Raw genomic sequence first — 14,838 nt, 5'->3', positions numbered from 1 at the left:
CGGGAATTTCAGCGCCTGGCTTGAACCACCAGCAAAAAACGGGCAAAAACGCTTGTCGGGTGCCCGCCATGGGCGGGAGAATCGGGAATTCGGTGGAAGACCGGAACGTGCCCAACGCTGTGAGGCCGACGCCTGCTGCAAACAACGCCACTGGCTCCGGCCGGGAAGGCTGTGGCGGGCGGATGAAGCCGAGTCAGAAGACCGGCCCGACACCATAGACTGATCCCGCGCGGACGGCGGGACGGTTGCGTTGTTGGGGATTTGACGATGCGACCCTTCCATGGAGATGCGCTCGAAAGCGCGTCTGCCTTTTCCGATGACGAGCGCGATGCCGTCTATCGTGCGATCTTGACCCGCCGCGATGTCCGCGATCAGTTCCGGCCCGATCCGGTGCCGGAGGATGTGCTGATGCGGCTTTTGACTGCGGCGCACAACGCACCTTCCGTCGGCTTCATGCAGCCGTGGAATTTCATCGTTGTTGAAGAGGCCACGGTTCGAAGACGTGTCTGGGAAGCGTTCGACAGGGCCAACCGCGAGGCAGTGGAAATGTTCGAGGGCGAGCGCCGGAAAACCTACCAGGCGCTCAAGCTCGAAGGCATCCTCAAGGCACCCCTTGGTGTCTGCATCACCTGCGATCCGACGCGGGGCGGCGAGGTGGTGCTGGGGCGGACGCACAATCCGAAAATGGATTTCTACTCCACCGTCTGCGCCGTGCAGAATTTCTGGCTTGCGGCGCGGGCGGAAGGCATCGGCGTGGGATGGGTCAGCATTTTCCATGAAACGGAGGTCAAGGCGATCCTCTCCGTTCCAGACCATGTCGCGATCGTGGCATGGCTTTGCGTCGGCTATGTCGATCAGCTTTACACCCAGCCGGAACTTGCCGTGAAAGGCTGGCGGCAACGGCTTCCACTCGAAGAGCTTATTTTTCGCGACGGCTGGGGCCGGCGATAGGTTTCTCCAGGAAAGTATCTACGATGCTCAGCTGGAATAGATTTCACCCCTCGCACGCATGATGAAGGAGCAGGCATTGCGTGGATATCCGCTCGCATTCGCGACGACCTGAACTTTCCTGCCCGCAGTTCGTTTACGCTCTGGCGCACCCCTGACTGGCCGCGGTCTTCAATTCCCTGGATTCAGGCTCGATCCACCGGTGGCAAGAAACAGACGGCGGGAGAGCCGATGATGCCCGAGGTCAATGATTCCGAAAACCCGGACCCGGTAGCGGGCGCCTCGATGCCGCGCCTGCTCGATGTTCTCGGCCCCGGTCTGATCACGGGAGCAGCCGACGACGATCCGAGCGGCATCGCGACCTATTCGCAGGCCGGGGCGCGGTTCGGCTTCAGCATTCTCTGGACGATACTTTTCAGCTACCCGCTGATGGCGGCGATCCAGGAAATCAGCGCCCGGATCGGCCGTACAACGGGGCATGGAATAGCGTCCAATCTTGGCAAGCACTATCCGGCATGGCTGCTGCCGGCCATCGTCGTTCTCCTGTTCATCGCCAACATCATCAATATCGGCGCGGACCTCGGCGCCATGGGCGATGCCGTCGGCCTCCTCATCGGCGGTCAAACGGCGATCTACGTCGTGTTCTTCGCCGTCGTCAGCGCCTGTCTCCAGATATTCCTGCAATACACCCGCTACGTTTCCGTCCTGAAATGGCTGACCTTTTCGCTCTTCGCCTATTTCGGGACCGTCATGTTCGTGAAGGTCCCTTTCGGCGAACTGGCCAGCGGGCTGTTCATTCCGACGTTTTCGAACGAGACGGCCTTCTGGACGACCGTTGTCGCGATCCTTGGCACGACGATCAGCCCCTACCTTTTCTTCTGGCAGGCATCGCAGGAAGTCGAGGACGAAAACGCCATGCCCAGGCGCGAGGCGCTGGTCGATGCGCCCGAACAAAGCAAACGGGCCTTCGCCCGCATCCGCGTCGATACCTATGTCGGCATGGGCTTTTCCAGCCTCGTCGCCCTGGCGATCATGGTCACGACCGCTGCCACGCTGCATGCCGCCGGCACGGTCGACATCCAGACGTCGAGCCAGGCGGCGGAGGCGCTCAGACCCGTAGCCGGCCGCTTCGCCTTCACCATCTTCGCGCTCGGCATCATCGGCACGGGGCTTTTGGCGATCCCGGTTCTCGCAGGGTCGGCGGCCTACGCCTTGGGCGAGTCGCGCAAATGGCCGATCGGCCTGGCGCGTCAGCCGATGGAGGCAAAAGCCTTCTATGCGACCATTACACTCGCGACGCTCGTGGGAACGGCGGTGGACTTCTCTCCGATCGATCCGATCAAGGCGCTCTACTGGAGCGCCGTGATCAACGGCGTCGTTTCGTGTCCTGTCATGGTGACGATGATGCTCATGACCCGGCGAGCCGACATCATGGGCACGAACACCATCGGCGGCCCCTTGCAATGGATCGGTTGGCTGGCGACGACCGTCATGATGGCCGCGGTTGCCGGTATGATCTGGACATCGTTTCTGTGAAGTCGACCCGTAAGCCGCTTTCGCGTTGGTTGTTGCCCTTATACGATGTCCAATCGTACATGGCGCCAGCTCCGCGCCTATATATTCATGTATGCGTGCTCCCAGGACACTCGGCGAAGGCAGCCGCGAAGATGCCTCCGGTCTTATTGGCGTCGATATCGATGATGGCGAGATTTGTTTGGGAGTGATTGACGATGCTGCGTTTCTATCCGGCCGGTAGCGATCAAACAGCAGGGACCACACCGCCGCTATGGATAGACGTTTTTGATCCCAGCGCCGACGAGGTTGCGCAAATCGAAAAAATGACCGGCGCGATGCTCCCATCCATGGGAGCGCTCAGCGAAATCCAGGCTTCGCGTCGCCTCAGGAACGAACACGGCGTCCTGTATATGAGCACACCGTCCGCCGCGATGCATCCTGAACAAAGTCAGGTGACGCCGCCGTTGGGATTTGTCCTGTCGCGCGATCGGTTGATCACGGTTCGATTCATGGCACTGGCGACCTTCGATGCTGTTGCGGACAAATTCACGTCCGGTCGGGAAACGCCGAAATCGAGCCTCGATGTCTTTGTTCTTCTCTGTGAAGAGATCGTGGACCGCGTCGCAGACATCCTCGAACATTTGGCCGGGGAACTGAATGCTCTCGCCGTCGACACATTTCATGCCGACGATACGCGCGGCCGGCATACGGCTCGTTCGAACAGACTTCTGCGGGTGCAACTTCGCCAGGTTGGCCGGCTCGGTGACAGGCTCTCTGAAGTTCGAGACGGCATACAGGGCTTGGCACGCGTCGTGGCCTATACCGAGCAAAACTGCGGCGGCGGGTTGGCACAAGCGCCGAAGTCCGCCATCGCCAGCTTGCATCAGGACATCCATTCGCTGGCCGAGTACGAAGAACAGCTCGCAAACAAGGTCCAGTTCGTTCTCGATGCTCTCGTCGGGCTGATCGGCATCGTCCAGAACGATGTGATCAAGGTCCTGACGATTGTCTCTATCGCCGGCATTCCCCCTACGCTGGTCGCGGGGATTTACGGCATGAACTTCAAGTTCATGCCTGAATACGGCTGGCCCTGGGGCTACCCCTATGCCTGGGCCGCGATAATCCTCAGCACCGTCGTTCCCTTGATCTGGTTCAAACTCAAGGGCTGGTTTTAGTCTCGATCTGGGAATACCTGATCTTGTGTCGGGAAAAACGTCAGACCTGCGAAGGCTTGCGGTAATTCTCGCGCTGAACGCGGCATCACGGTCCTGGTTAGGAATTCGGCTGCATCGGAACCGCCGAATCCGTTCAGCGCCGGCGACATGCGATCGCTCCCCCATATAAAAATCGTTTTTTTTTGGAACAAGCGTTGGCGTCGCGCGTTTAGCAACGGAATTGGGGCTTATTCCGCATGACGACGACGCTTGTCGCGACCGACCTGAAATTGCTTGCTTCCGGCCTCATCCGAACCGGCTGCGAGTTGCCTGACGTTGTCAGGATGCTGCGTGATGCGGTGAATGAGGTGCATTTCCTCTGGCATGCCGACCGGGCCGACAGGGCGCGGGGGCAGTCTTTGCTGCTATTGCCGGACGCTCGGGACTTGGCGTGGGGCGCGCCGCGATGGCGGCCGATGCGGCTTTCGCTCTTGCGTTGCGATGCCGAAGGCGATTGCTTTGCCGCCCATTGAGCATGGGATCGCGAAGCGATCCGTATTCCCCCAAATGACGAATGCCTTGACCAGCGCGCAGGCCCCGAGGGTCTCCTTCGCGGCCGCCGGAGGTATTTGCGAACGGTCTTTCTGTAAGGAAACCGCCCTTGGCGGCGATGGAATGTTTGGATTGCCGGCTGTCGCCTATCGCCTTGGCGTTCGCAAGTTCCTATACCAAGGGTTGCCAGCCGTCCCAAAATGTCTGAAGCGGTACTTTGGTGCCGTACGACGTGCCTTTGCCTTGCCATCCTGGAACCTGAGCCGATGAACCGAACGGAAATGTCCAAACTCTCGACGCGCGCGCTCGGTCTCGATCCCGGAGTTGCTCTTGGTCTTGCCGGCGCCATCGTCTTTTTTGTCGTCAGTGGTTTGGTCGCCTATCTCAATCTGCAGGCCCTGCGGGTCGGGAATGAGAAAGTTGTCCAGACCCATGTCGCCATTGTCAGCCTGGATGAGCTGCTGTCGCAGGTGCAGGATGCCGAGACCGGTCAGCGCGGCTTCCTGCTCACAGGCGCGGAGAGCTATCTCGCTCCCTACGAAACGGCCCTTCGGGCGATTCCGGACAGGCTGGACGATATCGCCCGGCGCACGGCCGGCAATCCCGGACAGGCTCAACGGTTGACGTTGCTGAGGCAGCATGTCGAAGCCAAGCTCTCCGAACTCGGCACCACGATCGAGCTTCGGCGAAGCCAGGGATTCGAGGCGGCCCTGAAGGTCGTCGGCTCTGATCGCGGAAAAATCGAGATGGACTCGATCCGCGCGCAAATCGCCGCCATGGCGCAAGCGGAAGGCGAGGTTCGTGCGCTCCGGCTTACCGAAATGGCGGATGCGCAACAAAGGGCTTTTGTCAGCGCCGTTCTCTCGGCCGCTCTCGGCATTGTGCTGACGGCGACGATTGCGTTTCTTGCCCGGCGGGCCACTCTGGCGCGTCGCCGCAGCGACTGGTTGCAGTCGGGAGAGGTCGGGCTGGCGTCCGCCATGATGGGCGACCAATCGCTTGAGCAACTCGGCAATAGTATTCTCGATTTTCTGGCGCGCTATGTCGGCGCCGCCGCAGGGGCGGTCTACGCAGCCGACGGCGACGGCTATCAGCGCGTCTCCGTCTACGGCGTGCCCGAAGGCGCGCAGGTTCCGCTGCGGTTCAAACGGCGTGAAGGCCTGCTCGGCCAGGCGGCTGAAGAGGGCCGGTCGATCCTGGTGGACGACGTTCCCGACGGTTACCTCGCCTTCGGTTCCGCGCTCGGCCGCCACAAGCCGACGCATCTCGCCATCCTTCCCGGCGTCGCAGACGGAGCTGTCAATTCCGTCATCGAACTTGGTTTCCTCCGTCCGATCGACGATCACGTCGTCGAGCTCGTGGAGCGCGCCTCCGGTGCCATTGCCATCGCCGTCCGCTCGGCGGTTTATCGCAGCGAGCTGCAGAACCTGCTGGAGGAGACCCAAAGGCAATCCGAGGAGTTGCAGACCCAAAGTGAGGAGCTGCGGGTTTCGAATGAGGAGCTGGAGGAGCAGAGCCGCGCGCTGAAGGAGTCTCAGGTTCGCCTCGAGCAGCAGCAGGTCGAGCTCGAGCAGACAAATGCGCAGCTGGAAGAACAGGCCCAACAGCTGGAGGCGCAGCGCGACGACCTGGAACGGGTCAATGCGGCGGTCCAGCTCAAGGCCCGCGAACTGGAACAGGCGAGCCAGTATAAGTCCGACTTCCTCGCCAATATGTCGCATGAGCTGCGCACACCGCTCAACTCGTCGCTGATCCTCGCCAAGCTTCTGGCGGACAATCCCGACGACAACCTCACCGACGAGCAGGTCAAGTTCGCCAGGACGATCCAGTCCTCCGGTAACGATCTCCTGAACCTTATCAACGACATTCTCGATCTGTCGAAGATCGAAGCCGGCCATGTCGAAATCCGCCCCGAAACCGTCAGGCTGGACAGGCTGGTCAACAATCTTCGACAGGTCGCCCAGCCTCTGGCGGCCGACAAGAAGCTCGATTTCTCCGTCGAGATCGCCCCCGATTGCCCGGCCACCATGGAGACCGATGCGCAGCGGCTCGAACAGGTTCTGAAGAACCTGCTGTCCAATGCCGTCAAGTTCACCGAGGCCGGAAAGGTCGATCTTGTGATAGCCCCGGCACAAAACGGGACGATCGCCTTTAACGTCTCCGACACCGGCATCGGTATCGCGAAAGAGCAGCAGCAGAGCATCTTCGAAGCGTTTCACCAGGCGGACGGGACGATCAGCCGGCGCTACGGCGGCACAGGCCTTGGCCTTTCGATCTCTCGCGAACTCGTGCGCCTGCTCGGCGGAACGATTTCGCTCGAAAGCCAGACGGGGCGGGGAAGCACCTTTACCGTCACGCTGCCGGAAAGATACGATCCGTCGAACGTCGCGCCCCGCGACCGGCAGACAAACGCGCCCGCCGCTGCTATGGCCGTGGACGTGGCTGCCGAGCCGGCGCGGACGGCACCTTCTCGACCGTCCCGCAAGGTCGAGGACGATCGCAATGCACTGAACGATTCGAAACGTGTTCTCCTGGTGATCGAGGACGACTCCGCTTTCGCATCCATCGTGCGCGACCTGTCGCGCGAGATGGGCTTCCAGACGATCGTGGCCAGCACTGCCGAGGAAGCCCTGTCTCTCGCCAAGGACTTCTTGCCGAGCGCCATCGTGCTCGATATCGGCCTGCCGGACGAGTCGGGCCTTGCCGTTCTCGACCGGCTGAAACACGATGTTCAGACGCGCCACATACCCGTTCACGTGGTGTCCGGCAGCGACCATACCAAAACCGCCTATTCGCTCGGTGCGGCAGGCTACGCCGTCAAGCCCGTCAATCGCGAGCAGCTTGTCGAGGTTCTCCAGAAGCTGGAGGCGCGGCTTTCCCAGAAAGTCCATCGTGTCCTGATCGTCGAGGACGATCCCGTGCAGCGCGAGGCCGTCGCAAAGCTGCTGGGAACCCAGGGCGTCACGACGATCACCGCCAGCACGGCCGCCGAATGTCTCGATCTCCTGCGGGAGAACCCGTTCGACTGCATGGTGCTCGACCTCTCGCTGCCGGACGCCTCGGGCTATTCGCTGCTGGAGACCCTCAGCCAGGAGAGCGGCTATGCCTTCCCGCCGGTTATCGTCTATACCGGTCGCGAACTTTCGGCGAGCGACGAGCAGCAGTTGCGGCGCTATTCGAAGTCCATCATCATCAAGGGCGCCAAGTCACCGGAGCGCCTGCTCGACGAGGTGAGCCTCTTCCTGCACCAGGTCATTTCCGAACTTCCCGACGAGCAGCAGAAAATGATCCGCAAGGCCAGGCACAGGGACGCGCTGCTCGAAGGGCGGCGTATCCTTGTGGTCGAGGACGATGTTCGCAACGTCTATGCCCTCAGCAACATCCTCGAGCCGCGCGGCGCGATCGTCGAGATCGCGCGAAACGGCCGCGAAGCGCTGGCGGTGCTGGAGAAGGCCGCGGCCGACACGGGTGTGCCCATCGATCTCGTGCTCATGGACGTGATGATGCCCGTCATGGACGGACTGAGCGCGACGCGGGAGATCCGGCGCAATCCGGCCTGGAAGAAGCTGCCGATCATCACGTTGACGGCAAAGGCGATGCCCGACGACCAGAAACGTTGCATCGATGCGGGCGCGAACGACTATATGGCCAAGCCCCTCGACGTGGAAAAGCTGCTTTCGCTCGTGCGCGTGTGGATGCCGAAATGAGCGAGCCAGCGCGATCGGAAAAGATAGAGGACATCGAGATCCGCCTTCTGCTGGAGGCGCTTTTTCTCAAGTATCACTATGATTTCCGCAACTATGCGATGGCCTCCATCAAACGCCGCCTGAGACAGGCCCGCACGCAGCTTGGATTTGCGACGTTTTCCGCGCTGCAGGAGACGCTGCTGCATGATGCGGACATGCTGCCTCTTCTTTTGCGGTACCTGACCGTTCAGGTCAGCGAGATGTTTCGCGACCCCAGCTACTTCAGGACCATCCGCGAGAAGGTCGTGCCGCATCTGCGCACCTATCCCTCCCTCAAGGTGTGGGTTGCCGGCTGCAGCAGCGGGGAGGAGCTGTACTCGCTCGTCATCCTGTTTCGCGAGGAAGGCCTTGAGGACCGGACCATCTTTTACGCCACGGATATCAATCACGAGGCGTTGCAGTCTGCCGAGGCGGGCATATTCCCGCTGGATCGCCTGCAGCTCTTCACGGAAAATCATCGAAAATCCGGCGGAAAATCCTCGCTTTCCGACTATTATCAGGCGGCCTATGGCCGGGCGTCCTTCGACAAGACCCTGCGTCGCAACGTGGTCTTTTCCGATCACAGCCTCGTCACCGACGCCGTCTTCGGCGAGATGCATCTCATCTCCTGCCGCAACGTGATGATCTACTTCGACCGCGAGCTTCAGGATCGGGCGCTGGGTCTTTTCAGGGACTCCCTGGCGCGCAGGGGATTTCTGGGGCTGGGCTCGAAGGAAAGCCTGCGGTTTTCCCGCCATGCCGGGGCATTCACGGATTTCGTCCGCGAAGAGAAGATCTATCAGAGGCGGGTGGAATGAGGCGAACTCAAACCAAAGCCGTGATCATCGGTGCATCGGCCGGGGCGGTCGAGGCGCTTTCGGCGATTCTGCCGTCGCTTCCCGCGGGTTTCGATCTGCCGATCGTCGTCGTCGTCCATGTCCCTTCCGGCAGGCGGAGCATCATGGCCGAACTTTTCCAGGCCAAATGCCAGCTCGCCGTTCGCGAAGCGGAGGACAAGGAGCCGCTTGCCGGGGGCACCGTCTACTTCGCCCCGCCGGACTATCATCTGCTCATCGAGGCCGACAGAAGCCTTTCGCTTTCCAATGATGAGCCAGTTCTTTTCTCCCGTCCATCGATCGACGTCCTGTTCGAAAGCGCAGCCGATGCCTACGGTCCGGAACTGATCGCAATCGTTCTCACCGGCGCCAATCAGGACGGCGCGCGTGGCCTACGCGCGGTCGCCGAGGCCGGCGGCATCGTGATCGTCCAGGACCCGGACGGTGCGTTCGCATCGGCGATGCCGGAAGCAGCGCTCGACATGTGCCCGGACGCGCGCGTCATGCCGCTCCTGGCCATCGCCGATTATTTGAAAGAGGTTTGAGACACATCATGAAGCCGGTACCGTTCATTCTGGTCGACGATCTGGAAGAAAACCTCATCTCCCTCGAGGCCTTGCTTCGGCGCGACGACCTGCTGATCCTCAAGGCCCGCTCGGGTGACGAGGCGCTGGAGTTGCTGCTGCAGCACGACGTTGCTCTTGCCCTCGTGGATGTGCAGATGCCGGGCCTCAACGGTTTCGAACTGGCCGAACTCATGCGCGGCAACGAGCGGACCCGGCGGATTCCGATCATCTTCGTCACGGCCGGAAGCGCCGACGGCCAGCGCCGGTTCCAGGGATACGAGGCCGGCGCCGTCGATTTCATTCAGAAACCGATCGAGCCTTGCATCCTGCGCAGCAAGGTGGACGTGTTCTTCGAACTCTATCGGCAGCGCCAGCAACTGGCGGAGCAACGCGACGAACTCGCCAAGCAGGCCGCGGCGCTACAGGAAGCGGCGCGTCATAAGGATATCCTGCTTCGGGAAATCAATCACCGGATCAAGAATCTGTTCGGCCTGACGGCCGGCCTGATTTCCTTAAGCGCCAAGTCGGCCAGCAGTGTCAGCGACCTCGTTGGTAATCTCCGCTCACGGATGAATGCATTGGCGCGCGCCCATGAACTGACCCTGCCGGAGCTGGACAGAGAAGACGTTGGACAAAACGCAACAATGGTCTCGACCCTGCTCGGAGCGCTCATGGCGCCGCATGAAAATAGCGAGGGTCCGCGTTTTTCAATTACCGGGGGAGATGCTCCGGTCAAAGGACGTGCCTTGACGTCCCTTGCTCTTCTGCTTCACGAACTGACGACCAACGCGGCAAAGTACGGCGCGCTTTCTTCGACCGTCGGGCGTCTTGTCGTGAACATATCTTCGAGCGACGACATGCTGCATCTTCAATGGTTTGAGGAGGGGGGTGCCCCTTCGAAAGAGGGTGAAACAAGGGAAGGCTTCGGCACAACTCTGGAGAGGGCCGCACTGCAAGGGCTTGATGGTTCGCTTGTTCGCGAATGGCGAGGCGACGGGCTGGCGATATCGATAGCGATACCCCTTGAAAAGCTTGCGGATTAGCGGTGTTGGCGTGTGTGTCGGAGCGGAATTTTGGCTCTGGCTGGATGTGGATGCAGTCGTGACGACGATGCTTTCCGGTTTCCAAAAGAGATTTTGGCGCTGGCCGGTCGTGAAATCGCCGACGATCGCGACGAGGCGATAACCGTTGGCAAGCTGGCCGAGCGGCTGCTATCGCGCGCCATGCGACCCGCGCGCGAGACCCCGGCATTGATGGACAGGGCAGCCGCATATCACCGAAATTCGCGAGATGGCGCTGCAATTGATCGGCATCCTGCGGACGCTTGACGCGGCGCGATAGAGAATTGCCCGCCGGAGGCGGCATTACCCCTGTTTTTTTAGGGCTGGAAAACTGGCGATCCTGACTACATTCCTTGACGGGATGATGGGGCTGACAGGCAGACGCACGCGATGCCTGTAGGAATTGGTAGCTGCAGAACGGTGTAGCCGTGCCTGCTCACAATCGTCAGCGAGGAACTTCACAATGCCGAATCCAAGCCAGACCAGCAACGAATGGTGGGTCAACGACCAGACCCCGGACAATCCTTACGGCAAGAGCGAGGACTACGGGTCCTTTCTCGACTATCTCGGAGCGCTGCCCCGCAGCCTGACGCCGGAGATCGCCGCGGGAACGCTCAGGATCAACGTTTCCGAACTCAACGACCACCCGGAATACAAGGCTGCCGCGATCGGCGCGCTCGAAATGTGGGCGTCCGTCACGCCTCTGAAATTCGAGATCGTCGATGATGCGCCGTTCGACGGTACAAAAGACTGGATTGAAGTGGTCAGCCCCGAGCTCGGTGAGGAGGACGACGGCAGCGCCTATTCGGCCAACCGTTATGTCAGCATCGGCCAACGCTTCCATGACACCGAACCGAACAAGACCGATGTCGGCGGCTATGTCTTCGATTCCTTCATCCATGAATTCGGCCATGAATTTGGCCTGAACCATCCGGGCCTTTACAACTACAGCGGTCCCGGCGGCGTGCAGATCAACTACCTGAACAATGCGACCTGGACCTATGATCGCCAGCAATACAGCGTCATGTCCTATTTCGATGGTATCGATGTCGGCGAAACCAGCCGCTGGTCGGCAACGACGCCACTGATGGCCGACATCGAGGCCGTCATCCGCCGCTTTTTCTCGACCGTCGACGACAACGGTGTGCGCACCTATCAGCACATCGACCTCAATACCGGCGACAATGTCTACGGTTTCGGAGCCACGCAGGAAGGATATCGGTTCACAACGTCGGGCATGCAGCATGATATCGGCTTCGTGATCCATGACACCGGTGGCACGGACACGCTGGACTTCTCCGGCTCCACGGCCGGCACCATTCTCGACCTGCGCGCCGGGCAGTTTTCCAGTGTCAACGGCCATAGCAACAACGTGTCGATCTTCGCCGGGCACAATGCCGACGGGAGCGACTACTATATCGAGAATGGCATCGGCAGCCGGTACAACGACATCCTGATCGGCAACGACGGCAACAACGTCCTTGACGGCCGTTTTGGCGGCGATCGTATGGCTGGCAATGGCGGCGACGATATCTACTTCGTCGATTCAATCGACGACATCGTGCGCGAGAACGCCAATGGCGGCAACGACACGGTCGTCCTCCTGTCCCGAAACCTGCATATCCGCAAGATCGCCAATGTCGAGCACATTATCTATGCCGACCAGTCGACGCTCCAGCCGGGTAATGGCGGCAACGACCTGCCGCCGATCTTCGGCGACAACACCATGACCAGCATCATTTTCGGCGATAACGGCAACAACACGCTCGACGGCGGCGCTGGCGACGACACGATCTTCGGCCAAGGCGGTGACGACCTGATCATCGGCGGGCGCGACTCGCTTGCCAGTCGCGACATCAACAACACGATCGATGTCGCCGATCTTGAAGACCAGACCGAAAGCGATGACGGCAACGACACGCTTTATGGCGGCGCCGGCAACGACACGATTCTGGGTGGCCAGGGCAACGATATCCTCGATGGCGGCGCCGGCGACGATACGCTGAGCGGCCAGGATGGGATCGATATCTTCAGGGGCGGCTCAGGCGTAGATACGGTCGACTACAGCAAGGAAAGCCCTTTCCAGTTGCTCGTCAACCTCGCCACGAACGTCGCCAGCGGCGGCACGGCCTCGGGAGACACCTTCTACAGCATCGAAAACCTCATCGGTTCGGATGATCGCATCGACCGCTTTATCGGTACGTCCGCCGCAAATCATTTCTGGGGCCAGGGCGGCGGCGATTATTTCAACGGGGGCGGCGGCAACGACATCCTGGATGGCGGAAACGATGGCGACATCCTCTATGGCGAGGCCGGCAACGACACGATCATCGGCGGCGCCGGCCAGGATTATCTGGATGGCGGCGCCGGCATCGACACGGTGGTCTATGCGGGCAGCTCCGGCGGCGTCACAATCGATCTGGCCAATGGCACGGCCAATGGTGGTGATGGCGACGGTCCGGTGCAAATCGTCGGCCGGGGCTCCGTCATCCGGCACGATATACTTGTCGGTTTTGAAAATGCCGTCGGTTCATCCTTTGACGATCATCTCATCGGCAATGCGCTGGCCAATGAACTTTCCGGCGGTGCCGGCGACGACATTCTGACCGGCGGCCGCGGGGCCGATCGCTTGAATGGCGGCGCCGGCAGCGACACGGCAGACTATGCGGACGCAACGAGTGCCGTCAGGCTCAGTCTCACCGGCGGCAAGTCTGCCGGCGATACCTATATCTCGATCGAAAATCTCGCCGGGTCGGGCTTCAACGATCATCTGACCGGCAATGGCGCGGCCAATGTGTTGACCGGGCAGGGCGGAAACGATGTGCTCGACGGTGGCCGCGGCGATGACACCCTGCTTGGCGACTTCGCCTATCAGGGTGATGCTCCGCCACGTCCCGGGATGGGAACCGGCTATGCCACGCTGGGACCGGACGCCACGAACAACTCCATTGCAACCGCGTTCGACGTCTCCACCAACTTCTCCCTGGTCAGCGACCCCGATATCTTCGATTCGACGACGACCCTGCACACGACCGTCAACGCGACCGGAAACGGTCAGGGCGGATACTACAAGGTCGATCTTGCGGCCGGCACGGTCATTACCGTCGATATTGACGGAATTGCCGATCCCGACGTGCACGACAGCTGGGTGAGGTTGCTGGACAGCGACGGCAACGTCGTTGCCCAGAACGATGACGGCGGCGGCGATCCCGGCTCCACGAGCAACCGGGATTCCAGCCTGGTCTTCGTCGTCCAGGAGACGGGAAGCTATTATGTCCTGGAAGGCAGCTGGTCGCCGACTGCACCGGGCGACGGCTGGACGGCCGCTGTGCCGGCAGGTTCCACATACAAGGTGAATGTATCGGTTGAGTTCCCGCCGGAGCCGGCCCAGCCGGGTGTTGCGGGGTCTGATACGCTCAACGGCGGCAGCGGCAGCGACCTGCTGGATGGCGGTCTCGCCGCGGACACGCTCACCGGCGGTGCGGGAGAGGACACATTCCGCTTCTCGACCGCGCTTGGCAACGGCAATATCGACTGGATCAAGGACTTCAAGGTAACCGACGACACGATCCTGCTGGACAATCTCATCTTCGAGACTGTGGGTGGCAACGGAGCTCTTGCCTTGGGCGCATTTTACAGGAGCGCAGCCGGTGTCGCTCATGATGCCGACGATCGCATCATCTACGATACCGATAGCGGAGCCTTGTCCTACGATGAGGATGGCAGCGGCGAAGTTGCGGCCATTCAGTTCGCACAGCTTAGCAAAAATCTGAAACTCTCGGCGGACGACTTCGTTATCGTCTGATCTGACAGAAGATGGGGCGCTTTGGCGCCCCATCGCCCTTTGCAAGCCAAGCAGGAAGTCGCGGCCGCAATCGTCTTGCGGGGCGATCAGGGAGAGTGTGATGAGATACCCGTTCGGCCGCCGTGCAATGTCGATGACTGTCGGTGCTATGGCATTCGCCGCAGTCGCTACGCCAGCCGCTGCGCAATCGACAGACATTCATGGAGCAGTCACGCTCGAGAGCGGGAGTGCTATCCCCAAAGGCCATCTCGAAATTTATCTCGAAGACCCTGCCGTCCAAGGCAAAGCGCGTCGTTCCGCGCAGACCCGTATCAAGAGCGATGGCGGATCAAAGACGATCGCCTTTTCCTTGGCTTCGCCCGCCGGGTCGACCGTTTCGCCGGCACTGCGGATCGTTGTGCGCCTGGAGCGCGCGGATGGCTGGCTGGTGGCGCGGGGCAGCGCACCGCTCAAGCTGGGTTCACCGGTAAACGTCACACTCAACACGGTCACGTATTGAGCCGCAGTGACCCCGGCGGCCCGATCGTCGGCGCCAAAAACTTATTTTCGATTTTTTCTGAAAAACCCTGTTGACTATTTCGTTGGTGGGGGACTATAACCCGCTCACCAACGAGGGCGGCGGCGCTGCTGGCGACCGACGAACTCGCTCTGAAGTTTCTTAGGAAATGCGGGGATG

Annotated in this window: 12 protein-coding genes and 1 riboswitch; of the genes, 11 read left to right on the top strand and 1 reads right to left on the bottom strand. The window is 60.9% G+C overall.

The window, feature by feature from the left end; all coding sequences use genetic code 11:
• The first annotated feature begins 40 nt into the window (after nt 1-40).
• Nucleotides 41-225, top strand: a riboswitch (cobalamin riboswitch).
• A 42-nt stretch (nt 226-267) separates the two neighbouring features.
• From bluB to ASC86_RS09390, 11 genes are all read left to right on the top strand, one after another.
• Nucleotides 268-951, top strand: coding sequence for a 5,6-dimethylbenzimidazole synthase (gene bluB, locus ASC86_RS09435; RefSeq protein WP_056319668.1), 684 nt, complete (start codon nt 268-270; stop codon nt 949-951).
• A gap of 228 nt (nt 952-1,179) precedes the next feature.
• Complete coding sequence (locus ASC86_RS09430; RefSeq protein WP_056319664.1) at nt 1,180-2,484, top strand: divalent metal cation transporter; 1,305 nt, start codon at nt 1,180-1,182, stop codon at nt 2,482-2,484.
• Nucleotides 2,485-2,678: 194 nt separating this feature from the next.
• Nucleotides 2,679-3,638, top strand: coding sequence for a magnesium transporter CorA family protein (locus tag ASC86_RS09425; protein WP_082510001.1), 960 nt, complete (start codon nt 2,679-2,681; stop codon nt 3,636-3,638).
• A 236-nt stretch (nt 3,639-3,874) separates the two neighbouring features.
• On the top strand, nt 3,875-4,150 hold the full coding sequence (locus ASC86_RS09420; protein ID WP_056319658.1) for a hypothetical protein: 276 nt from the start codon (nt 3,875-3,877) through the stop codon (nt 4,148-4,150).
• Between the two features lie 285 nt (nt 4,151-4,435).
• A complete protein-coding gene (locus ASC86_RS09415) occupies nt 4,436-7,876 on the top strand; it encodes a response regulator (RefSeq protein ID WP_056319655.1) in 3,441 nt (1,146 codons plus the stop codon).
• Nucleotides 7,873-8,712 (top strand): CheR family methyltransferase, encoded by an 840-nt coding sequence (locus ASC86_RS09410; protein WP_056319877.1) that lies wholly within the window; start codon nt 7,873-7,875, stop codon nt 8,710-8,712. Before ASC86_RS09415 ends, ASC86_RS09410 begins: the two co-directional genes overlap by 4 nt.
• Nucleotides 8,709-9,275, top strand: coding sequence for a chemotaxis protein CheB (locus ASC86_RS09405; RefSeq protein ID WP_056319652.1), 567 nt, complete (start codon nt 8,709-8,711; stop codon nt 9,273-9,275). The genes ASC86_RS09410 and ASC86_RS09405 overlap by 4 nt, the downstream gene beginning before the upstream one ends.
• Before the next feature lie 8 nt (nt 9,276-9,283).
• Complete coding sequence (locus ASC86_RS09400; protein ID WP_056319650.1) at nt 9,284-10,339, top strand: response regulator; 1,056 nt, start codon at nt 9,284-9,286, stop codon at nt 10,337-10,339.
• 30 nt (nt 10,340-10,369) lie between these two features.
• Nucleotides 10,370-10,624 (top strand): hypothetical protein, encoded by a 255-nt coding sequence (locus ASC86_RS25650; protein ID WP_156386967.1) that lies wholly within the window; start codon nt 10,370-10,372, stop codon nt 10,622-10,624.
• A 196-nt stretch (nt 10,625-10,820) separates the two neighbouring features.
• Nucleotides 10,821-14,162: a M10 family metallopeptidase C-terminal domain-containing protein gene (locus ASC86_RS09395; RefSeq protein ID WP_056319646.1), complete on the top strand. Its 3,342-nt coding sequence runs from the start codon at nt 10,821-10,823 to the stop codon at nt 14,160-14,162.
• Between the two features lie 100 nt (nt 14,163-14,262).
• Nucleotides 14,263-14,661: a hypothetical protein gene (locus ASC86_RS09390; protein ID WP_056319641.1), complete on the top strand. Its 399-nt coding sequence runs from the start codon at nt 14,263-14,265 to the stop codon at nt 14,659-14,661.
• Here the strand turns inward: ASC86_RS09390 and ASC86_RS26385 are convergent.
• A partial coding sequence (locus ASC86_RS26385; protein ID WP_210170355.1) for a hypothetical protein occupies nt 14,651-14,838 on the bottom strand: 188 nt, incomplete at its 5' end. The two genes, ASC86_RS09390 and ASC86_RS26385, sit on opposite strands and share 11 nt — an antisense overlap.

The organism is Rhizobium sp. Root1212, from assembly GCF_001424985.1.
Taxonomy (GTDB): Bacteria; Pseudomonadota; Alphaproteobacteria; order Rhizobiales; family Rhizobiaceae; genus Pararhizobium.
The sequence above is the reverse complement of the archived record's forward strand: the minus strand, read 5'-3'. Positions and strand labels throughout refer to the sequence as shown.